Consider the following 22,356-nt stretch of genomic DNA (forward strand, 5'->3'; position numbering starts at 1 on the left):
TTTGTCAGCAGCCTTAACGGCAGCCCATGATGGCTGCCGTTTTTGTTTCTTGCACCTTAGTGCTGGGGTTGCAAACGAAACCAGCTGAGCGCTTGGTGCAGCACTCCGGCCGATTCCGCCAGCTGGCGCATGACCGGGTGCGCATCGCGCATTTGCTCGTCGATGCTGCTGGCCAGGTGGGCCAGTTCAAAACCGTGCTGGCGAATGCTGTTGCCAGCCTCGCTCTGTTGCTGGCGCACCTGGCTGATCTGCCCCATCAGCTGGTCCAGCTCGGCCAGCGACTGGTCCACGCCGGACAGGGCAGTGTCCAGTGCCTGCTGGGCATGCTGGTTGTCGTGACTGGCTTTGCCCGCGGTATCAATGGCGTCGCCCAGCGACTGCTTCACCGTTTCCACCTGCGACAGGCAGTCAAAAATGCGCGAGGTGGCACTGGCGGTGCGCTCGGACAGCTTGCGTACCTCATCCGCCACCACGGCAAAACCACGTCCTTGTTCGCCCGCCCGTGCTGCCTCGATGGCGGCGTTGAGCGCCAGCAGATTGGTCTGGTCCGCCACATCGCGAATCAGGGTGCTGATCTGGGCGATATCGCCAATCGACTGGTTCAGCTGTTGCATTTCCTGCATGGCGGAATCAATGCGAGCAGCCAAGTCCTGCATGGCACTGGCATTGGCGCTGCACAGCTGGCGTGCATGCTCGGTGCGCTGGAGTGCCTGCTGCGAACCGTGTTCGGCCTGGGCAATGAATTGCGCTACGCTCTCGGCCTGGCTGGCTATCTGCGCTGCTGCTTCGTTGCTCAGATTGGCCTTGCCGCTTTGCAAGCGGCTGGCGTCGGCTGCCTGACTGGTGATTAGCTGCAATTGCTGGCTGTCACGCTGATTGCGGCTGGCGTGCTGATGCACATTGCTCAACAGCTCGCCCAGTCGCTCCAGAAAACGGTTGATACGTGCGGCCATTTGCGCCAGTTCATCCTGCCCCTGTTCCGGCAAACGTGCCGCCAGATTGCCTTCACTCAGTGCATCCACCGCACGGCCCATGGCGGCTATCTGCATTTTCAAACGCCGCGCCAGCGCCAGCTGAATCAGCACCACTGCCACACTGGCCAGCAGCAAAGGCCCCAGGATAATGACAGCCAGCTGCTGCAACATGGCATGCATGGCTGTTTCTTCGGCAGCCTGATCCTTACCGGCCAGCCCCAGTTGCTGGTCTAGCAGTGCCACCAGCGGCACCAGGCTTTGCTGGTAGGCCTGTTCCGGAATCGACAGCGCATCTTGCGGGGCGGTTTCGGCAATGGTCAGCGCGCTTTCCAGATTCTTGGCGTATTGCTGCCACAGCATATTGCTTTGCTGTGCAAACTTTTCCGCACTGTCCGCAGGCAAGGCTGCTGCAATGCGGCTACCCAGTTGCTGTACCTGCTGCTTGACCTGCTGCAGATGCTTGGCCGTTTCCGGCTGCAGGGGGTCGGCACGGGACAGGCTGAGCACGCTGGCCTTGAACTGGTAAAGATTGGCCGACAATTGCTGATGCTGACTGTAGTCATCCACATGCCGTGTGAGGGAGAACAATTGCTGACTGGTAACGGCCAGCACAATCAGCAGGCTGGCCACGGTAAACAGGATGGTCAGCCATAAACGCTTGATAAGAGACATGATTGTAGCTTCTGCACAATGAATGCTGCGCAGTGTAGACCCTGAGAATGACAGTTCCATGACATGACTTAATGCCAAATGCTTAGAATTGCCTGTGAAATCGCAGCATCATTTACAAGTGGGTCTTGGTAATCCGGATGGGTTAGCGCCCGATGCGGCATCTGTTTCCACCTTGTGAAAGAGCTTGGCTTCGGGAGGAGGGCAGGGCACAAAGCAAATCGGCGCGAGGTCTGCTGCGCCGTTTTGCTCAGGCGGGATGATGGAATCAGCGCGTGGCACTCACGCTTTCTTTGGCGGCAGTGGACGGCGCGGGCAAGGCAAACACCCGTGACGGCAGCTTGAACTGCAACAGCTTGAGCAAGGCCAGTGGCCCGTCACCGGCAGTGGTGCGCAGGATATAACGTGCGGTCAAGCCATCTGGCAGGGCAAAGTCCAGTTGAAAGCGCGCTTTGTCCAGTTGCACTACCCTGGCTTTTTCCAGCAGGCGGATGAAGGCCCAGCGGCCACTGAATTCCAGCGTTTGCCGGGTGCCGGTCGCTAGCGACAGCCACTGCAAATAAGTGCCACCAGGCTGCCCGGTTTGCGGCCAATGCATGGCAAGCCAGGTTTCCCGCTGGTTGAAGTACTGCAAGGTCTGGCCATCAATCATCAGTGTGGTCTCCGCCAGCCCAGGCATGGCCACCGGGCGTAGCTCGAACTGATAAGCGGCATCGCCTTCGGCATACAGCAGGCTGGACAGGCGACTCAGTGCATTCACCGCATTGAGGAAGTCGGCATCAAACGGTGCGGCATTTTGCAAGCTGGGGCTGGGCAACCACTGATCGCCCTCCTGCACCAGCGCCCCGGCCAGTGTATTACCGAGAAAGCGGGCAATCGCGCCGTGCTCCGGGGCCAGAAAGCCGGTCAGTACCGGAATGGAGCTATCGTTATCGCTGGTATTGAAGGGAAAGCGTCCGGCCAGCTGGCTCCCCCAGGGCAGGTAAATGCTACGGCGCCATACATCGTTGATGTCAAACGCCGCTGGCAGCATCACCACCTGATTGGCACTATCCAGCGGGCTGACAAACAGCTGCTGCGCAAAACCGGCCCATTCTGCACCCAGACTGGCAGCCAGCATGGCCGCGTACTCCTGGCCATGGGCCAGCGCATTCTGCTCGCCCTTGAACAGTGCCTGTGCCAACTGGCGGGAAGCGGCATCGGGATTGGGCGAGGAGGCCAGCTGTTGCAGCTTCAGCCGCACCGAAGTGACGGATTCCAGATAGCGCGCCAGGCTGATTGTGTGGCTGGCCTGTGTATCATCCGGCGCAGTCAGCCGCAACAAGGGCCCAAAGGCCCGGGTCAGCGGGTCGGAAGGCGGTGTCTGCTGCATGGCCGCCTTGTCGTCGGACTTGCCCACCAGTGCGCGGGTTTTGTCCAGCAAGTCACGGGCCAGGGATTTTTCCGCTGTGCCAGCCTGCCCCTGATACTGGATCATGCTCATCAAGGCCAGCAGCGGCGAACGTTGCGGGTCGGTATAGGTGTTCAATTGCTCCACGGCACTGGAAAGGCTATTGGCAGATTGCCAGCGCAGCCCGTTCAGCCAGCGTTGCCAGGCGGTGGCGTAGTCATTGAAATAACGCTGCTGCAAACGGGTTTTCAGCAGGCTGCCTTCACTGCGTGCGGCTTCTGCCCCCATCACCCACAGCGCATCGCCAGCTTGTTTGGGGTCGGCATTTTCGATGGCCGTGCGGACATGGCCTTCCCATGCCTCGCGGGTATAGGCACCGGGCAGGGTGCCAGGCAGCAGGAACAGGCCACGGCTATCCACGCCCGGTAGCAGGCTGCTGGCGGTGCGGGCGGGGTATTTGTCGGCAGCCTGTTGCAGGATGGACTGGTAAATCGTTTCGTCACCATGCTCCACGCCATTCAGGCCAAGCAAGGTCTGTCGGGCAGCGGATACCACGGCAGGGCTGGCTGCCAGTTTCCACGCCGGGTGTGCTGACAGATGCTGCGCATAAAAGCGCATGATGTCTGCTTGCGGCTGGCCGTCCAAGCCACTGCGCAGGCCTAGTTGATCGGACAGGAATACCGCCTGCGTGCGGGAAGGCGTATCCAGCATCAAATAGGCTTTCAGACTGTCAAACCCCACCTTGCTAGCCAGCGCAATCGCCTCGCCACCGCCGGACAGCGGCAGCTTGTTCAATTCAAGCAAAATGCGCTGGATATCCTGTTGCGCAGGCGTAATCACCCACTGCCGGGCAGCCTTGCCATAAGCCGCAAACAGCGCTGCTTGCACCCTGTCATTCAGGTTCAGGCCAAAGCGCGACAGCAAAGGCATGCCTGCTTTTGCTTGCTGTAACAGCTGCTGCAATAGCTGTTGGCTGCTCAGCAAGGCTGGCACGGCCTGCCTGATGGTGCGGGCGGCATTCAGCTGTGCGATGCGGGCCTGGGCATCCACCACCAGGGTGTGATTGCGCACGGCGGACACGCCCACCGCCACCGCCAGCAGCAAGGACAGGGCACACACAAGCCAGCCGATGCGGTCGGTCAGCGTAAGACGATGGCGGCGCGGTGCACATTGCACGCAATCCTCCACTACATGGCCTGCAATATGCGATAAGTCAGCACCGGCAATCCACGCCAGGCGAATGATGTGCTGCCCGTCTGGCAGGTGGCGGCTGATCTGCGCCAGGGATTCGGCCAACTCATCAATCACGCCTGGCTGCTCCAGCGCAGCGGAAAAAGCCAGCGTGGCCGGGCCTTGATGCGCCAGCAAGGCTGCCTGTCCGTCAATGGCGCTCTGCCAGACCAGTCGGCGCAAGTCGGCGCGCGTTTGTGCCGCATCGCCGGGTCGGGTCAGCATGCAGGAAATGCCTTGCTCCGGCACCGTCCAGCCAGTAAGGGCAAGGCAGACCGGCAGCCGCCACTGACAACGCGCATTCAAATCCAGCAGCTGCTGTAGCTGCGCACTCCCGGCTTTGGGCAATGCCTCCCCCACCAGCGTGACGGCATCCAGCGGCACACGCCAACGGCCACGCAAACGGGCGAGGCGCTTTGCTGGCTGTTCCGGAGTGATGCGCAGCAGCAAGGCATCCGGGCTATCCAGCCAGAGCGGTGCCGGGGCCTGGTCGACATCCGCCAGGCTGGATACCGCCTTCTCCGGCAACAGCGTTGCCACCCATGGCTTGATGCTGCGCCACTTGCCCGGGTATTGATGGCGCATGTACTGCACGACAGCATCCAGAGTGGCCGACCGGTCTGTTTCATCGGTTCTGGTACGGCTCAAACTGGGTATGGTGAGTGCAGCAGGCCCCCGGATCAGCAGCAATAACCAGACAAATACCGCCAGGGTCGGCAGTAACACCGCCCAGAAGAAAAGACTGGTTTGCAACAAGAAGCCATCCGTCGGCCCCTGAAACAGCGTTTTGCCATACAACCAGACCAGCAACAGCGCCAGCGCGCCAATTACAAATAGGATGAGCGGTATCCAGTAAACACGGCGCGGGATGGTGGAGGCGGTTGGCAGGCTGGTCATGGCGATGGCTTCTCACGTTTGGCAATGCAATTAAAAAGACATTCACGCTCACACACGGTCAGCGCTGGCGGAGTTACTGCAAATCAATATGTGGTTTGAGTGACTACTGGCCGGCCTATGCGCCCTGCCTTTGTCGTTATTGGTGGAAAACGCTGGGTGTTATTTGCTTTCATCACCATCCAGTAAATCTGATTTGGACCAATCGCACAGACTGGCAGGTGGGCTAGCCTTGGCTGCACCATAATCAGGGAAGAAGAAATATTCCTGGGGCCCTTCTCTATGGACATAGTTAAAAACAGATAGGCCATCACCATACAAGTAAAATGAATAAAAGCCGGTCATTTTTTTGTTAATTATTTCATCGTATACATAGCGATAGTTTTTAAATTTCTCCCCCTTTAATGTAATGTTTCTATAGTAAGAATATTTCAAGCGGATTTTAGCCCCATTATTGTATTGCACATAAGCATCGCGGCGTGGGCCCTGCAGTAGGGTTAGGCTGATAAAAATGGGTTTTTTATCTCCCATGGCAGAAAAGCAGTAGGTGTTGGTTCCATTAATTCTGTTTTCGGATGTGACAGGGGGCACGGATGCATGCGCCGTTGTGGCAATAAGGGCGCTTGCTAGGCCGGTGAGTTTTCTTAACATGGCAGTCCTTAATAAATAAATTGCACAAATCAAAACAAATACTTCACGCGGTCACGCTTAATGATTTATTTAACAAGCTAGGCTTTCTCATTTGCATGCGGTGCAGTAGCAAAATGAAAGACAGCTGTGTTGGTTGATTTTCTTTGATGTGGATGTCTTTTTTGTATTTATAATTTTATCTAGCATATTTAGTTATTTTCTTCTTCTGATAATCGATCTGATTTGGACCAGTCGCATGCAACATAAGGTATTTTTGAGTCGTCCGCGCCTGAGTCGAATCCGAGGAAATACGATTGATTTTTTTCTTGGAGTGGTATTTAAGCTTTGGCGAGTCTCATCTATACCAAGTGTAAGTGTAGTATCCAGATATTTTATTGTTCATCATTTCAGCGTAAGTGTGTGATTCGCTATCATTGCCTGCGCCTGTCATGTCTACATATTCTTGGTATAGATATCTAAGGTGAATGATAGGGCCGTTATTGTGTTGCACAAAGCCGCCTAGGTGCCTGCCATTAAAGAGGCCTAGGGTAATAAATATGAACTCATTCTTTTCTCGTGATGAATAGCAGTCTGGGCGAATTTTATCTATTTCTGCGGTTGGATTTTTCTGGCTTTGGGCTGCTTGCGCTGCATGGGCTGTGATGGAAAACGCGAAGATGGCTGCGATGGTTAATCTTATTGGCATGAGTGTCTTTGTTTCTATATTTAAATAATTATTCAGTGTGTTTAATTATTTTGTTCCTCTGATAATCGGCTTGATTTGGACCAGTCGCATGCAATGCCAGGTATTTCTGAATTACTAGCTTCTAAGTCCAGTCTTAGGTAATACGATTGACTTTTTTTCTTGGGGTGATATTCAAGAGCTGGTGTGTCTCCTCTATACCAAGTGTAAGTGTAGTATCCGGTCATTTTATTGTTCATCATTTCAGCGTAGGTGTGTGATTCGGTATCATTACCTGCTCCTGTCATATCTACATACTCTGGATATAGATATTTAAGACGAAATACGGATCCGTTATTGTGTTTGGCATAGCCACCTAGCCGTTCGTCATTAAATAGAACGAAGGTGATGAATATGAATTCATTTTTTTCTCGTGATGAATAGCAAGTAGCACCAAGTTTATCAATTTCCGTTGTTTGATTTTCCTGGCTTTGGGCTGCATGGGCTGTAATGGCAAGCAGAAAGATGGCTGCGATGGTTAGTATTCTTAGCATTGATATCCTTGCTGGGAGAGACTATGTGGTGGTTTTCTTGATTGCTATTTATATTTTTAGTTGTTTGTATCATTTAATAAACTTGATTTCGACCAGTCGCATGCTATATCTGGTGTGTGTGAGGTTTGTGCTTCTGAATCAATAAATAAGCCATATCGTCTGTTGGATTTTTTAGGATAATATTCAAGAATTGGCATGTCTCCTCTGTACCAATTGTATATATAATACCCTGTGATTTTGTTATTCGTAATTCCTGCGTAGGTATGAGATTCGCTATCATTACCTGCTCCTTTTTTGTCTATATAATTGGCATATAAATATTTTAAGCGTAGTGTGGTACCATTGTTATGTTGTACATACCCACCTAGTCGGTAATCGGTAAATAGAATAAGGCTGATAAATATGAATTCGCCTTTTTCGTATGAGGAAAAGCAAGTTGCGTTAGATGTATCAACTTCAATGGCTGAGTTTGATTTGCTATACATCGCGGGACTTGCAATAAAATTAATAATGCAAGCTATGTAGGTAATTATTTTTGACATGTATGTGTTCTTTATATTAATTAATGGTTCTGCGCTGATTTCTTTATGTTTATGGTCTTTGTAAGAGATATGCCAAATTGAGAGAGTGCGTGGTAGGGACAAATTTTTCTTCTCCATTTATTTTTTCTTTTCTGCTATTTCTGCGCCAGGCAAAGGTGATGTTAACAGTGTCTTTGGGTGGGATGGCATCATGTAAAATCCATTTGCAGTACTCCAAGGCTTGAAGCCTTAGCTCAAGTCCGTTGATATTTTGATCAAAAACCCAACCATTGACACCTTTGCTGACCTCAATGCCATTCTTAATCGTGCTGCCTAGATCACACAGGGAGTGCATGCTGGTGACTTTTTTTGATTGTTTACTGATCCAGTAAAAACCACTGCTATCGATGCAGCCAAATACATTATTAATCGAATGGCTTAGTTGCTTTTTCTTTTCGGGTTGTCCCGGCTTTGCAATTAAATTATCTGGGTTCCAGCCTAACTTCGCATACACGCCAAGCTGTGCATTTTTGACAGATGGTATCCCACGGAATTTGCCATATTTATCATAGGCTTCGAAGTGAGAGAGTTGAATAATGCCGCGTCCCCAATAAGGCTCGTATTCTGCGCTTGGATCATGTGGCTCCGCTAAAAATGCCAGATAGCTGGTTTCTGGAATGGTTTGCGCAATGAAATGCGCTAATCTGCCTTTCCTGTGTAATATTCCATATTTGTTAAAGCCTTGGCATAGTGCCTTTGTCCAGGTTTTGGCTGTGGAGAATGCTGCCTCCCAACTCTTGGATTCGGTTCTGAATTGTGTGCGATCAAGGCGCTTTAGTGTTCTTGGCAGTAATTGCGCAAACTCAAACTCCGACAGCCAATTACATTTCCTGAAATGCAGGATGAACTCCCTGGGATTGAAGAACCAGACATCCTCCGTTATCACGCCTTGGTAAAACGCTTTGCTGGCATTGTCGACAGTAGGTAGGCAAGCACTGGGGAATTGATTGTTGTTGTCGACGAATCGCTGCCAGAAGCAGGCTTTGTCCAGGTCGTCCATTAATTTCTGGAATTTGCTATGGTCTAGCGGTGTGGGGTTGAGCGGGGATACCACTTTGCGCCATTGCTGGCGCACTGCTTTCTTTGCTTTGTCCCATTCGCTGGGGATTTTGCAAATCATCTTTGATAGTTTGCTACTGACAGCCTGGTCAGTTAAGGCGCGTTGCAATGTGGCTGCGTTTTTCTCGCTGCCCGCTGGATACAGTAGTGAATGAATGATTTTGCTATCACACAGGCCATTATCAACGGGGTCGTCGTCGATCAGGGTCCAGCCAGCCCAGTCCGGGAAATCGCCATCGCTAAATACGGTAATGGGCTTTGCACCCTGGGCGGGTGCGGCATTGAGATTGACCCAGGCCAGGCCTGCCGGGGTGTCAATCTGATGCCAATGTGGAATGTCATGACCGATTTTCTGGGAGTTGACTTCATCAATGATGCGGCCAAATTTCAGCATTTCATAAATAGAACTGGGTGCGTATTTTTTATATTGTTCGCCCATCTTGACTGCTCTGTTATAGAGCTTGTATTCATATGCCTGGTAGAATTTGCTGTCTTTTTCGTGGTGCGGGATGCTGATGTATTGATTGTCTTTTAGTTGCTTGCTGCTTATTGCGATTTCTCCCTTTTCAAGTTTGATGGTGACGTATAAATCGGTCGTACTCGGTGTTGGATTTTTGAGGGTGGATGCGCGGTAATCTGGCGCTGTCGCCTGAAAATATAAGGGAGTGCCTGCCGGGATGTAGTAGTGGGTATCGCCGTAAACAATGTTTTTCCTGCCGGATTTGGCGAGGTTCAGCTTGCCGCTGCTGCGACCAGTGATTTTCTTTACATTTGCGCCGCTGCAAAAGATTTCAAAATGGATGCCGCTATTCTCTGCCACGTTACCGACATGGCCAATCAGGTCTTTTCTATAGATGGGGCTGCCCTTGGCGTAGGCTGTTTTGATGGCTTCATTGATAACTTGCAGGTGTTGATAGCAGGAGTAATACACAATGCAGCCTTCTGCCTCGCTGCCAATCTGCGTTTCATGCCTGATGATGACGAGGCCGTTGGAGTTGGCGTGCTCGCTGAGGTCTGTCCCTTTGTCCTCGGCGTAATACATGACGGCACCGTCGGCAATGGCCCATACGGCGTTGTTGTCCCCCGTTCCGACAAAGCCGGTAATATGCAGGCCCGGGTGCCATTGGCCGTATTTCCCTACTGGATATCCGCCTCTGTCGCGATTGGGCAGCATGCTTTCCAACCATGCCCTATCTTCTTTTTGGGTGGTGGTTTGTGCTTGTGCTGGTTTTAGTAGTACGGGTGGTCCGATTAACATGGCGGGTCCTTGCACTTATTGAATAATGAGCGGGTGGATCATCAATACCCTTCATTCCGAGTAGTTCTGATCAAGGCTTAATTCGGTTTTGGGGAATGCACTGATTGGATTAGGCAGCCCCGCCTTCCCCTCATTACCCAGCGTGCCGTGCAGCTTGATATCCCCAAACACTTCAACCCCCTTGGCGCTGATGCGGATGCCATGGCCGCCCGCCGCCAGCTCGATGCTGTCGTGCCCGGCCACGCTGATGTGCTGGTTGCTGTTCAGCCGCAGTGTTTTGGCGGCAGACACCGCCAGCGGACCGCCTTGCGCCTGGATGTCCACGCTGCCCTGGTTGGCAAACAGGCGTACGCCGCCGCTGCGGGCAAACAGGCTGATAGCGCCGTTGGCATTGCTGCGGATGTCGCCCAGAGCGGCCTGGCTGATGTGCTGCCCGGCGGTGACGGCGTAGGTGGCACCGGCTGATTGCTGGATGGTGTGCGGGGTGGTGAGGCCGATGCCGGCCGGGGCGCTGATCAGGATGCCGGCCTGTGCCAGTTGTTTGAGCGACTGTTGCAGCAGGTCAACCTGGGCCTGGACATCCGGCGGCAGGGCCTGGGCGGTGGTGGCGGCATCGGCCAGGGCTTTGGCCAGCCGGTTGGCTTGTTCCAGCTGGTGCAGCGCGGCGGCCATGTCCAGTTGGGCGGTGGTGGCAACGGCGTTGGCTTCGGCGCTGATCAGCAGGCCTTTACCGGCGCGGATGGCACCCCAGTGCTCGGTACGCAGTTCAAACCCTTCGCCGCGTGGCGCGCGGGCGGCATCCACCAGGTGGCCGATATTCAGCTGGCTTTTGCCGTATTCGCTGGCCAGCTTGATGTGTTCCTTGCCCTGCAAATCCTCCATGCGCAGCTTGTTGTTGGCCTTGGTGCGGATGACGTTGCGGCTGTGCCATTGGCTGGTGATGGGGTCTGGGCGCTCGTTGTCATGGGTGATGGCGGCGATATAGGGTTGGTCCGGGTCGCCATCGCTGAAGGCGAGGTGGACGATGGTGCCGGCGTGGATGGGCATATGAAAACCGAATTGCCGACCGGCAAACGGTTTGGCCAGCCGCACCGCGCGCGAGTCGCCGCCGGGGCTCCAGCTGTCCAGGTCGAACAGGAAGCGCACGCGGTAGCGGCCATGCTCGTCGAGGAAGGGGTAGTGGTAGCTGTTATTGCCCGGGCTCACCACCATGGCGGGCAAGGTGCCGTGTATGCGTGGTTTGGGGGGCAGGGCGGGGCGCCAGACGCGATCCGCCGGAATGGCGTGGAAGCTGTTGCGGTAGGCGCTATCGCGGCTGCCGCTGTGGGTCACTGCGCTGATCAACCAGCCATGCGGGGCGTCGGCAAAGGCGTGGTCCAGCTTCAGCACGGCACCGGGCTGCAGCCAGCTGACCGTGCTGTCGCCACTGGCCATGCATTGCCGGCTGACCGACAGTTGGTGACGGATCTGCGCCAGCCGGGTGGATTCCGTGTCATCGCGATTACCATCGCCCCAGTCATAGTCCTCGCCATGGGCGGCAGGCACGTCCCCGGCAAACCCGGCACTGCCGCCGGGTAACTGACTGGCGGCCATGTCGTTGAAGTTACGCCGTCGCGTCCTGTGCAGCATCGGACTGTGCCGGATGCTGAAGGCAGTGACCGCCTCGGTGCCGACACTGTCCAGCCCGGCCTGCTCGCGCAGGGCGATTGGGTGCAGATTATTGCGGTTGTAGTGCTCCAGGTCGTTGCCAAACAGGATGACTTCCTTGCCGTCGCTGGACTGGCTGAACTGGAAGAAGATGCCGGCATGGGCGGCCAGGCGGGAGAGAAAGGCCAGATCGGTTTCACGAAACTGGGTGAGGTGCTCGTACACGGCCTGGGTGCCGGTCAGGGTGAAGCGGAAATCGCTGCCAGTCAGCCCATGCTTGCGCAACAACGCTTCAATCACCTGCGGCACTGTCATGTTCTGGAACAGGCGGGTAGTGCGGCTGTCCTGCAACAGGGCCAGGCGCGGGCCGATGTCGAAGGTGTACAGCGTTTCTTCCCGGCTGCTGCGGCCACGCTGCGCCTGACGCACCACGCCGTGCCAGCTGCGCTGTCCGGTCGGGTCGTCCAGCAGTGGCGGGATGCCGGGAATGGCCAGCGGCGGTGCGGTGGCCTGCGGGGTGAGGGTGAAAGTCACCGGTTGGCCGATCAGCGGGGCGAGGGGCAGGTCGGGGTCTGGCCATGTCACTGCCACGCTGAGGTGGTAAGGCGTATCCAGCGCTTCTGTGATGTGAAAGGAGTGCACCGACGGGGCAAGCTGGAAACGGGTGGGGAAGGCGAGGTGGGAGGGGTTGTGCATGGTGGGCTCTGGTGGGTCAGATGGCGACCTGCCATTCCTGGCAGTCGTGAATGAGGCGGGGATGCACCGGGCAGCGGCACAGCACCAGGTCATCGCTCAGCGCCAGGGTTTTGCCCTTGATATTGTTTTGTCCCAGCGTGCCGCGTGGCCCAGCCATGGCGATGACGCCGATGCTGTCGCAGACATCACAGCGCACTTTGGCACCGATGAAGGACACCGGAATGCCGCGCAATGTCGGTCCACCAAGCATGCCTTCCACAACTTCTCCACGGCCGGTAATGCGGCAACCCTGACGAATGACAAATCTCATGTGCTGGCTCCTGTTGTTGTCGATTCGGGTGGCAGCGCAATGCCCGCCCAGTGCTGGTTTTCCTGCTGGGCGTGCCAGCCAAGCGCTTGCTGACTTAGCATCGCGGCCTCCAGTGCCATTGCCGCCATGATCCAGCAGCCCAATGCACCGGGGTTGCCCCAGTAAGCTTCATGTTCCACGGCGTCGATTTGCCAGCCTGCAGCAGACAGTGCTTCCGGGCTGTCACGGTTCAGGCTGAAAAAGGAGGTGGGTGGATGGGCCAGTGCAGCATTGCTCTGCGCCAGCGCGAGATGGTCGGCCGTGCGGAACAGCACCGGTCGGGACAGGCTGGCACCGTCGCCGATATTGCTTGCCAGCATGGCAAAGGCGGCTTCGGCAGCGGGTGGGCCATGGCTTGCACCGAAGCTGGCCGCCGGCGTGACGATGCCTGCCAGCAGGTAATAGCCGCTGTGTTGCCGGGCGTGGAGTGCGTCAATCACCAGATCGATATCTTCCGGGCTGTGCAAGCGCTGCGGGTGGGCAGTCAGCAAGATGCCCAGTTCGCTGGCATGCTGGCGAAAGCGTAACCACGCGTCTTCGCTGCCATGCCAGGAAACCGCGACTGATGTGTGCCACACAGTTAGCGGCCAATCGGCCATCATGGCAGCCAGCTTGGCGGGGAGGTATTGGGCGGCGGGAAGGCGCTGTTCTTGTTCTTCCTCACCGGATGGCATGTCTGATGCTGCTGCATCGTCTGCTGCCGGGAGGTCGATTTCTGCGCTGGTTTCATCATCGGCAACTGCATCGTCGCCGGTCGTATAAATCTCCCACATGGCTTCGTCTGTATCCTGCTGGCCATCCTCTGCTTCGGCGATGGATTCAGGCTCTGCCAGATAGGGCGGTGCTGCGGATTCGAACTGCGGTACGGGTAAGAGATTGCAGAAGGGCACCGGTTTTTCCCTTTGTTGCCGGAGCAGAATCTGACGATCTGCCGCGTGCATGCAGGCCGGGCCCAGCAAGGCGAAATGCGGGATATAAAGTCGTGCTTGGCGACGCTGTTCTTCCTGGTGATACGCGGCAAGATGCAAGGCATTGCGGTGATCAACAATCCAGCCTGCCAGCAGCCAGCCGCTGTAGCGCAACAACGTCCAGAAGCTGGCTAACAGAAAGCCGGGCGCGGCAGCCTTGAGCCAGAAGCCGGTCAGCGGAGCGGCCTTGGCGCTGTTGACTGCAGTGCTGTAGAGGCTGATCAGCGTTGAGAGCAGGGTGCAGGCAAGAATCAACATGACATAGCGAGGCCAGCGGGGTTTGCCCGGTACTGGCTCTTGCCGTAGTTGATTTTCGGATGCTTGCATGCCGTGGTGACCAGTCGCTTGTGGCTATAGATCGGGCATTACACTGCGTGGCATTTAGAGCAGCAATGTCCACTCAGCCAGTTTTACCGACTGGACTTGTCTAAAGGTGGGCGAATGGTGTTTGTGTCGTGATGTGCGGCAAGCGCGTGAATGGCTTTCCGCCATACGCAATGTGCAGGTGTGATGAGGCTGGGATCAAACTGTTTGCTCAGGTGTGGTGCAGGTATTCATTTCAGCATGGCATGCGGAATGTCAGCACCTGTGGACGTGCATGCGCTTTGTCAGTAGCCCTGGATTGGCGCAGGGGCGTGTGTGTCCACAATGTGTACTTCCACGTGTGCCTGTTGCAGGGCGTGTAAAAGTATCGGGTCCGGTGCGCAATTCACCACCAAACGGTGGATTTTTTCCAGGCCGCACACCCGGAACAGCGCACTGGCACCGAATTTGCTGGAGTCGGCAATCACCGTGAGTCGTCGGGCTTGGGCAAGCATGGCTTTGGCAATATCGGCCTCCTGCAAGGAAAAATCCATTACCCCGTTTTCATCGATGGCACCAACTGTTAACACGACATCGGTGGTGTTGAACTGCTGAATTTGTGTGATGGCCAACCCGCCTACGCTTTCCGAAGCGTCGGCCAAGTATTCGCCGCCAATCAGGAAAACTTTGTTGCTGCGGTCGCCCCGTCCAATGAGCTGGGCGATGGCCAGAGAATTGGTGATGATGGTCAGGTGCTGCTTGCGGGCCAGCTCCTGGGCCAAGGCCAGCGTGGTCGTGCCAGTATCAATCAGCAGCGAGTCACCGGCTTTGAACAGGCTGGCAGCCAGGCGCGCAATGCGCTGTTTTTCCTCGGCATGTAGCATTCTTCGTAGTCGAAAGTCATGCTCAATGGGTTCTTCCGCACTCATCGCACCGCCATGATATTTCTTGAGCTTGCCGCGACTGGCCAATACGGTGAGATCCCGGCGTATGGTCTCGCATGAGCTTGCAGTCAGGGCTGACAGGCGCTCTACGCTGATCTTTTTGTGTTCTCGTACCAAATCAAGAATGGTTTCCTGGCGCTGGTGTGGTTTTTGTTTTCCGGCGATTTTCATGCTGTTTGCGTGCAGTTCGAACAAGGCGTCAAAAGGTGAATTCCACCTATTCTGGCCCATCCCCCTTTCTTGCGCACTATCTCCCCGTTATCGCCCACCGGTATTCCGTCACGCACTGTCTTTGCTGAGGCGGTGCTTTTGGATCTTCATTCCTTCTTTCCTGCAGTGAGGAGTTTTTGACATTTTTTGATTGAAATACTGTCAATTAGTCATATTGCGCAATTTTTAGTCAATTTTTATTGTGGCTTCATTATTTTTTGACCGATTAGTCGTTTTGGAGGTGGGGATGTTTGACGTTGCCATCATTGGCGCTGGTGTTGTGGGTTGCGCGGTGGCCCGGCGCTTTGCCATTGCCGGGGCCCGCGTTGTCTTGCTTGAAAAAGGCGCGGACATCCTGTCTGGTGCCTCCAAAGCCAATAGTGCGATTTTGCATACCGGTTTTGATGCGCCAGCGGATAGTCTGGAGTGGCAGCTGGTACAGGCCGGGCGTGCCGAATATCTGGAAATCCACCAGCGTTTCAATCTGCCATTGGTCAAAACCGGGGCCCTGGTGTGTGCCTGGGATGAGCAAGAGGCCAGCCAGCTCGAACACATCTTAAGGGAGGGGCGACGCAATGGCCTGCCCGATCTGACCTTGCTGTCTGCGGCTCAGGCGCGGAGCAAGCAGCCGGGTTTGTCACCACGTTTGCAGGCGGCCGTTGAGGTGGCGGGCGAATACATTATCGACCCCTGGTCGGCACCGCTGGCTTACGTAACCCAAGCGCTGCAGCTGGGAGCCCGCGTGATGCGCAGCACCGAGGTGCTGCGCGGTGAGTTTGATGGACATGCCTGGCAGTTGCACACCAATACCGAGCCGGTGCGTGCGCGTGTTGTCATCAATGCGGCTGGCTTGTTTGGCGATGAAGTTGAGCGGCGTCTGGGACTGCCGGTGACATTTCAGATCAAGCCGCGCAAGGGCCAGTTTGTGGTGCTGGACAAGGCTGCCGCGCACCATGTGGATACCATCATCCTGCCGGTGCCCAGTGCCAGTACCAAGGGCATCGTGGTGTGTCCCACCGTATTTGGCAACGTCATCATCGGCCCCACTGCCGAGGAGCAGGATGACCGTGTGCGAGCCACGGTGGAGCATGACACGCTACAAGCCTTGATCCGGCGCGGGGAAGCGATTGTCCCTGCGTTGGCGGGGATGCCGGTGACTGCGGTGTATGCCGGATTGCGCCCGGCAACGGAGCAAAAAGCCTATCGGGTGTTCAGTCGGCCGGCGCAACAGGCCATCACGCTGGGGGGCATTCGCTCCACCGGCCTGAGTGCGGCACTGGGTCTGGCGCAGTATGCGCTGGCCTTATACCAGCAGTTTGATATTGGCTGCTTTAGCGCACCCAAGGATATTCCCTGGTTTGCCATGCCCAATCTGGCTGAATCTGGCGAGCGGGATTGGCAGCGGCCGAATCACGGCGAGATGGTCTGCCACTGTGAGTTGGTGACGCGGCGAGAGATCGCCGCCAGCTTGTGTAGTCTGTTGCCGCCGGGTGATTTTGGCGGTTTGCGCCGCCGTACGCGGGCTGGGATGGGGCGTTGCCAGGGTTTTTACTGCAACGGTACTTTGGCTGAGATGACCAAGGGCAAGTGGTTGGCGGATCTGGCGGTCAATAGGGAGGGGCAATCATGAGCCCGCCGGAGATTGACGTGTTGATCATCGGTGGCGGTCCGGCAGGTGTCGCGGCTGCGCTGGCCCTGCGTCAACAGGGTATTGCCAAGGTGGTGTTGCTGGAGCGAGAAGCAGAGCTGGGTGGTGCCACCAGGCATTGCAGCCACTCGCCATTTGGCATGCGGGAATACCACCGCGTGCTCTTTGGCAGTGCCTATGGCCGGCGTTTGGCTGCAGATGCTTCTCAGGCTGGTGTGGAGGTTCGCACCCAGCATTCTGTCGTCCGTTTTGACGGTGCAGCCTCTGTGCTGGTGAGTTCTCCGCGTGGAGTGGAAACGCTCAGTGCCAAGCGCATCATCACGGCCACAGGGGCGCGTGAGACGCCGCGCGCGGCGCGCTTGCTGGCGGGTGAGCGGCCAATCGGTGTCATCACCACGGCCACGTTACAGGCTTATGTGGCATTCCATGGGCTGATGCCTTTCCGCCGGCCATTGATTGTGGGGTCGGAGTTGGTGTCGATGTCCGCCATCCTGACCTGTCTGTCACATGCTGCCCGGCCAGTGGCACTCATTGAAGCACAGTCCCATCTCATGGCGCGTGCTCCCATCCGTTGGCTACCACACTTGCTGGGCATTCCTGTGCATCGACAAACCACACTGGCAGATATCTGGGGACGTGAGCGGGTAGAGGCGGTGACGCTGCAAACGGGCAAGGAATTGCGCAAGGTGGCGTGTGATGGCGTGCTGCTGACCGGCCAGTTTATTCCTGAGGCTGCCTTGTTCCTCAATGCCCCATGTGGTGTGCAACAGGGAAGTGCAGGCCCGCTGATTGATCAGGATGGCCGCCTGGCCAATCCGCTGCATTTTGCCGCCGGTAATGTCTTGCGTGGCATTGAGACCGGTGGCTGGGCCTTCCGGGAGGGGCGTGCTGTCGGTCACGCTGTTGCGCAAGATCTGCGCAACGGACCTGCCAGGGAAGAGGCCATCCCTGTTGCATATGCCGCGCCCATCAAGCTGGTGGTGCCCGGTGCGCTACGCAACAGCCTGCTTGCGCTGCCAGCTTTTACTACGTTTCAACTACGCGTCAGTCATCGGGTTCGCGGCGTCATCAGCCTGCATCTGGATGGTGTGCCTGTTTGGGAAAAACAGGCGCAGTGGTTGCCGGAACGCCGGATCCTGGTGCCCATACCCGCACGGGCCCGTTCGGCCAGAACCATCGAATTTCGCTTTCAGGAGAAATGCTGATGCGTATTGCTGCCATTGATCAGGGAACGACTTCAACGCGCTGCCTGGTGGTGGATGCCAGTGGCCAGTGTGTGCTGACCGGTACGCGCCGCCATGCGCGCTATCATCCTCATGCCAGTTGGGTGGAGCATGATCCGGAGGAGCTGCTGCACAATGTCGCAGCGCTGCTGGCGACTGCTGGTCAGGTCGATGCGATTGCGATTTGCAACCAGGGCGAGAGCTGCCTGGCATGGGATGCCAGGACCGGTCGGCCCTTGTCGCCAGTGATTGTCTGGCAGGATGCCCGCACCGCAACCGCTCTTGCGCAGATGGGCGAGGCGGCTGAACTGTGCTCCAAGCGTATCAGCGGCTTGCCGCTGGACCCCTACTTTTCCGCCAGCAAACTGGCCTGGATGATCCGCAATATCCCGGCCGTAGCCGCCGCACTGGAACAAGGCCGTCTACGCCTTGGCACGACCGATGCGTTTTTTCTGGACCGTTTGTGCGGCACGTTTGCAACCGACTTGGCCACCGCATCACGTACCGGTTTGCTGGATCTTGCCACTGGGCAGTGGAGTGAAGCGCTGTGTGCCCTGTATGGCGTTCCCAGGCAGTGCCTTCCGGAGATTCGTGCTGTCGATGCCGGTTTTGGCGACATCAACGGCACACCGGTCAAGGTATCGATTGTTGATCAGCAGGCCGCGCTATACGGCCACCACTGCCAGCAGCGCGGTGATTGCAAAATCACCTTCGGAACGGGGGCCTTCTTTCTCGCTATTGCAGGTACGGAACGTCCCCATCCCGTCGACCTGTTACCCACCATCGCCTGGAAGCGGCAAGACGATGCGGTCACGTATGCGATCGAAGGGGGTGTCTATGACGCTGGCTCGGCGCTGGAGTGGGCGCGACGGATTGGCCTTTACTCTGCGCTGGAAGAGTTGAACCAGTTTGAGGGGCCTTCTGCCATCAGTCGTGGCATTGTCTTTGTGCCGGCCTTGTCCGGTCTGGCCGCGCCGTATTGGGATCGCCATGCAGCGTCACTCTTCATCGGTATGGACCATGCGGCAGATCGTCGCGACATGGTGCGGGCCGTGCTGGAGGGCATCGCCATGCTGACCGCCAAGCTGATAGAGACCGCCGACAAAACGTTGCCACTGGATGACCGGATATCCATCGATGGCGGCCTGTCGCAAAGTGCCTACTTTGCCCGCTTCCTGGCCTCAGCCTGTCAGAAGCGCATTTGCGTTTCCTCGATGTATGAGCTGAGTGCGCTTGGGCTGGCCCGTTTGTGCGGGCTGGATGTAAGCCAGATGCGTGGAGCCATGACGACCTACGCTCCCAGCGATTTTGTATCCGCCCAAGATCATGCCGTTTTTGCTGCCGCCATTGCACGCGCTAGTAGCTGGCGTGCAGCTGCTGCCTTGTGACCTTCCCACCTTGTTACCGGAGTGAGCAATGAGAAAAATTTTCCTGGCCTGCCCGTATGGCCATGCCGACAAAGTGATTGTGGAACACCGGTTCCAGATCGCCAGCGCCGTCGCCGCCACCATGCTTCGTAGTGGCGCAACCGTGTTTAGCCAGGTTTCGATGTCACATCCGATCAATGGCTATTTGACGGGTCTGGATCCGGCGGCAATCGGCCGTCTGTGGGGGCCGGTGGATACCGTTTTTATGGAAGCGATGGAGGAGTTGATCGTCATCGATGAACCTGGCTGGAAGGAGAGTGCCGGTGTCGCTCGTGAGATCGCCTTCTTTCAGCAGCGCGACCGTCGGGTCAGCCTCTGGAGCGAAGTCAGGTCCGAATTCACTCCATAACAACTGTTGTTACAGCAAAACCCACCAGGAGTCGCCGTGAGACCATCAGACCATATCGACCAAGTTGCAGACCCATCCCCCGCAGCCTTGCAACGAAACATCACGCCGTTTCAATCGTTTGCTGTCGCCTTCGGCTTTGTTTCGATCGCAACAGGTATTTTTTCTGCTTACGGCTCCATGTTGAGCACATCAGGCCCGATAGGGATATGGACCTGGCCTATCGTGGTATTCGGCCAATTGATGGTGGCCTTGGTACTGGGCGCGCTTGCCGCACGCATCCCGGTTACCGGCTATGTGTATCAATGGGCTTCACGGCTGACCAACCCCGTTTTTGGTTGGGTCATGGGCTGGGTCAGCTTTACCTTTTTGGCCATCGTGTTGTGTGCGGTGGATTACACCATCCCGGCCACGGTGCTGCCGGTGTTGTTTGCTTATCAGGGGACGGCGGAAAATGCCTGGTTGCTGACCGCGCTGCTGATCTGTGCGCAGGCGGGCATGATCGCCCTGTCCACCAAAGTGACCCAAGGTTTCAATGCCCGTGCCGTGATGGTGCAATTGATCGGCATGATAGGCCTGATCATTTTACTGTTTGGCGTTGGACATTTTTCCGGCCAGATGCATTACGCCAATCTGTTCAGTACCGGCAATATTGCGGCTAAGGGCTATTTTTCCTTGGGCAGCATGACGGCAGTTGGCCCTTGGGTGATGGGGACTTTGATGGGGGCGTTCACCATTGTCGGCTTTGAGTCAGCCGCCAATCTCGCCGAAGAGACCAACAACCCCGCCCGGGTTATTCCACGCGCCATGTGGCAGGCCGTACTCTCGCTGGGTTTGATTGGCATGTTGTTTCTGGTGGCGGTGACTGCCTTGTTGGATGCACCACAGGCTGCGGTATCGGCCACGCCTATTGCCGATGTAGTAACGCGGGTACTGGGCGGCTATATCGGCAAAGCGCTGCTGATCATGGTGGTGATCTCGATTTATTCTTGCGGCCTGGTCATCTTGCTCAGTGCCACCCGTCTGGTCTGGGCCATGTCGCGCGATCAACGCTTTCCTGGCTGGAAATATTTCCGCACCATCAACACGCGCCTGCATACACCATTAAATGCCACGCTCGGAGTGGCACTGGTTGGTCAAGCCATATTGGCCGCTTTTTCGGGTGATACCGATGCGCTGTTTACCCTGTTTTCCGCAGCCACCTTGTTACCGGCCATGATTTATGCAGTCTGTGTGTCGATGTATGCCATTAAGCGACACCGCTTGCCTGCGACACAGGGTTTCTCGCTCGGCGTTTTTGAATTGCCGGTACTGGCCTTGGCCATGTTGTGGCTGGTGTTTGAGCTGGCCATTTTTCGCGATACATCCTTCGCTAAATCCTGGCTGTATGTGGGCCTGATGCTGGGCATCGGCACGCTATATTTGGCTGGCCTGCTATATCGCGGAGGGAGGGCCGCATTACGCATGCCCGACCTGATTGCGATTGATAGCATCATGGATGCGGATAAGGGAGAACAACATGGATGATGTGCGCTCAGCAGCTACTCAGTAACAAGCAGGGTTGGCCATCCAGTTCGAACTGCGCCTCCACCACCATCCCCAGCCGCGTATGGGCTTTGAGCGAGGCCTGGTTGTCGCCATGAATGAACAGCACCGCCTGTTGGCCGGGCAGTTGCTGCTGTAGCTGCTGCCACATGTTGCCCAGCAAGCCCTGGCCTCGTGCCCGTGCGGCAAGACATACCGGGCCATAAAAGTAGAATGGCCTGGTGGCATGATGCAGCTTGGCCATCTGAACTGCCACCGGGCTGTCCAGATGCCGGCTACTACTGGTAAACAGCACGCCCAGCAGGCCGGCGGCGTCTTCGGCCAGCACTACCGGCATGCCGTCTGCCAAGGCCTGTGTCAGCCAGTGGCTGATTTTTTCCAGCGGAAAATCGCCATGCAGGCTACCGCCCTGACTACTGCTTTCGGGCAACATCAGCGCGGCAATGGCTGCTGCGTCACTCTCTCTGGCATTGCGCAACTGTGGCGGCATGGCTTTATCTCCTGCGGAAATTCATTCCAGATTCGGTTTGTGCTTGTTGGCCACGCGAATGTAGTGCTCGGCGGAATACTTGAAGTAGGCCAGCTCTTGTTCGGTCAGCTTGCGGGCCTGTTTGACCGGATTGCCCAGATACAAATAGCCAGATTCCAGCCGCTTGCCCGGTGGCACCAGGCTGCCGGCACCAATCAGTACCCGGTCTTCGATGATGGCGCGGTCCAGAATGATACTGCCTATGCCCACCAGCACTTCATCGCCAATGGTACAGCCGTGCAGGGTGACGTGATGGCCGATGGTGACGTGTTTGCCGATGTGCAATGGCGCTCCCACCGGGTCGCTATCGCGCTTGTGGGTGACGTGCAGCATGGCAAAGTCCTGGATATTGCTGCCTTCTCCAATATGAATGGCGTTGACGTCACCGCGGATCACGGCAAAGGGCCAAACCGAAGCATTCTCCGCCAGCGTGACATCGCCAATCACCACGGCTGCCGGGTCGATATAGCAGGAGTCGGCAATCTGCGGTGTACTGCCATCGTAGGGGCGGATATTGCGATTCATCAGAACGTCCTCATCTAACAGGTTTGAGATTCCCTATCATATAGCAATGGCGGTAGCCTGTTGCGGTGCTACCGT

17 protein-coding genes are annotated in these 22,356 nt (G+C 56.4%); 5 read left to right on the plus strand and 12 right to left on the minus strand.

Annotation, left to right across the window (positions count from 1 at the left end; translation table 11 throughout):
- Positions 1–56 precede the first annotated feature (56 nt).
- The 10 genes from HWX34_RS09595 to HWX34_RS09640 form a co-directional block, all read right to left on the minus strand.
- Complete coding sequence (locus tag HWX34_RS09595) at positions 57–1,646, minus strand: methyl-accepting chemotaxis protein (protein ID WP_178972037.1); 1,590 nt, start codon at positions 1,644–1,646, stop codon at positions 57–59.
- A 265-nt stretch (positions 1,647–1,911) separates the two neighbouring features.
- Positions 1,912–5,160 carry an ImcF-related family protein gene (locus HWX34_RS09600; RefSeq protein WP_178972038.1) on the minus strand — a complete coding sequence of 1,083 codons (3,249 nt, stop codon included), beginning with the start codon at positions 5,158–5,160 and terminating at the stop codon, positions 1,912–1,914.
- A gap of 159 nt (positions 5,161–5,319) precedes the next feature.
- Positions 5,320–5,808 (minus strand): hypothetical protein, encoded by a 489-nt coding sequence (locus tag HWX34_RS09605; RefSeq protein ID WP_178972039.1) that lies wholly within the window; start codon positions 5,806–5,808, stop codon positions 5,320–5,322.
- A gap of 726 nt (positions 5,809–6,534) precedes the next feature.
- On the minus strand, positions 6,535–7,023 hold the full coding sequence (locus HWX34_RS09610) for a hypothetical protein (RefSeq protein ID WP_178972040.1): 489 nt from the start codon (positions 7,021–7,023) through the stop codon (positions 6,535–6,537).
- 56 nt (positions 7,024–7,079) lie between these two features.
- The gene (locus HWX34_RS09615) at positions 7,080–7,565 is read right to left on the minus strand and encodes a hypothetical protein (RefSeq protein ID WP_178972041.1); all 486 of its coding nucleotides are present in this window, start codon (positions 7,563–7,565) and stop codon (positions 7,080–7,082) included.
- 49 nt (positions 7,566–7,614) lie between these two features.
- Positions 7,615–9,921 carry a M23 family metallopeptidase gene (locus HWX34_RS09620; protein WP_178972042.1) on the minus strand — a complete coding sequence of 769 codons (2,307 nt, stop codon included), beginning with the start codon at positions 9,919–9,921 and terminating at the stop codon, positions 7,615–7,617.
- A gap of 51 nt (positions 9,922–9,972) precedes the next feature.
- Positions 9,973–12,264, minus strand: coding sequence for a type VI secretion system Vgr family protein (locus HWX34_RS09625; RefSeq protein WP_178972043.1), 2,292 nt, complete (start codon positions 12,262–12,264; stop codon positions 9,973–9,975).
- A 16-nt stretch (positions 12,265–12,280) separates the two neighbouring features.
- A complete protein-coding gene (locus tag HWX34_RS09630) occupies positions 12,281–12,574 on the minus strand; it encodes a PAAR domain-containing protein (RefSeq protein ID WP_178972044.1) in 294 nt (97 codons plus the stop codon).
- The gene (locus HWX34_RS09635; RefSeq protein ID WP_178972045.1) at positions 12,571–13,908 is read right to left on the minus strand and encodes a hypothetical protein; all 1,338 of its coding nucleotides are present in this window, start codon (positions 13,906–13,908) and stop codon (positions 12,571–12,573) included. Before HWX34_RS09635 ends, HWX34_RS09630 begins: the two co-directional genes overlap by 4 nt.
- A gap of 281 nt (positions 13,909–14,189) precedes the next feature.
- Positions 14,190–14,999 (minus strand): DeoR/GlpR family DNA-binding transcription regulator, encoded by an 810-nt coding sequence (locus tag HWX34_RS09640; RefSeq protein ID WP_178972046.1) that lies wholly within the window; start codon positions 14,997–14,999, stop codon positions 14,190–14,192.
- Between the two features lie 286 nt (positions 15,000–15,285).
- On the opposite strand from HWX34_RS09640, the gene HWX34_RS09645 reads away from it, so the two are divergent.
- Genes HWX34_RS09645 through HWX34_RS09665 form a run of 5 tightly spaced genes read left to right on the plus strand, consistent with a single transcriptional unit; the run spans position 15,286 to position 21,209 of the window.
- Positions 15,286–16,668 carry an NAD(P)/FAD-dependent oxidoreductase gene (locus HWX34_RS09645; protein WP_178972047.1) on the plus strand — a complete coding sequence of 461 codons (1,383 nt, stop codon included), beginning with the start codon at positions 15,286–15,288 and terminating at the stop codon, positions 16,666–16,668.
- Positions 16,665–17,891, plus strand: coding sequence for an FAD-dependent oxidoreductase (locus tag HWX34_RS09650; RefSeq protein WP_178972048.1), 1,227 nt, complete (start codon positions 16,665–16,667; stop codon positions 17,889–17,891). Before HWX34_RS09645 ends, HWX34_RS09650 begins: the two co-directional genes overlap by 4 nt.
- Positions 17,891–19,297, plus strand: a complete 1,407-nt coding sequence (locus HWX34_RS09655; RefSeq protein WP_178972049.1) for an FGGY family carbohydrate kinase — start codon at positions 17,891–17,893, stop codon at positions 19,295–19,297. The genes HWX34_RS09650 and HWX34_RS09655 overlap by 1 nt, the downstream gene beginning before the upstream one ends.
- Before the next feature lie 28 nt (positions 19,298–19,325).
- The gene (locus HWX34_RS09660) at positions 19,326–19,685 is read left to right on the plus strand and encodes a DUF1937 family protein (protein ID WP_178972050.1); all 360 of its coding nucleotides are present in this window, start codon (positions 19,326–19,328) and stop codon (positions 19,683–19,685) included.
- Positions 19,686–19,721: 36 nt separating this feature from the next.
- Positions 19,722–21,209, plus strand: a complete 1,488-nt coding sequence (locus HWX34_RS09665; RefSeq protein ID WP_178972051.1) for an amino acid permease — start codon at positions 19,722–19,724, stop codon at positions 21,207–21,209.
- 7 nt (positions 21,210–21,216) lie between these two features.
- Here the strand turns inward: HWX34_RS09665 and HWX34_RS09670 are convergent, their stop codons facing one another.
- On the minus strand, positions 21,217–21,717 hold the full coding sequence (locus tag HWX34_RS09670; protein WP_178972052.1) for a GNAT family N-acetyltransferase: 501 nt from the start codon (positions 21,715–21,717) through the stop codon (positions 21,217–21,219).
- Positions 21,718–21,738: 21 nt separating this feature from the next.
- Entirely contained in the window at positions 21,739–22,281 is a 543-nt protein-coding gene (locus HWX34_RS09675) for a gamma carbonic anhydrase family protein (protein ID WP_178972053.1), read from the minus strand.
- Positions 22,282–22,356: the final 75 nt, after the last annotated feature.

This window comes from Aquitalea sp. LB_tupeE (assembly GCF_013391415.1).
Lineage (GTDB): Bacteria > Pseudomonadota > Gammaproteobacteria > Burkholderiales > Chromobacteriaceae > Aquitalea.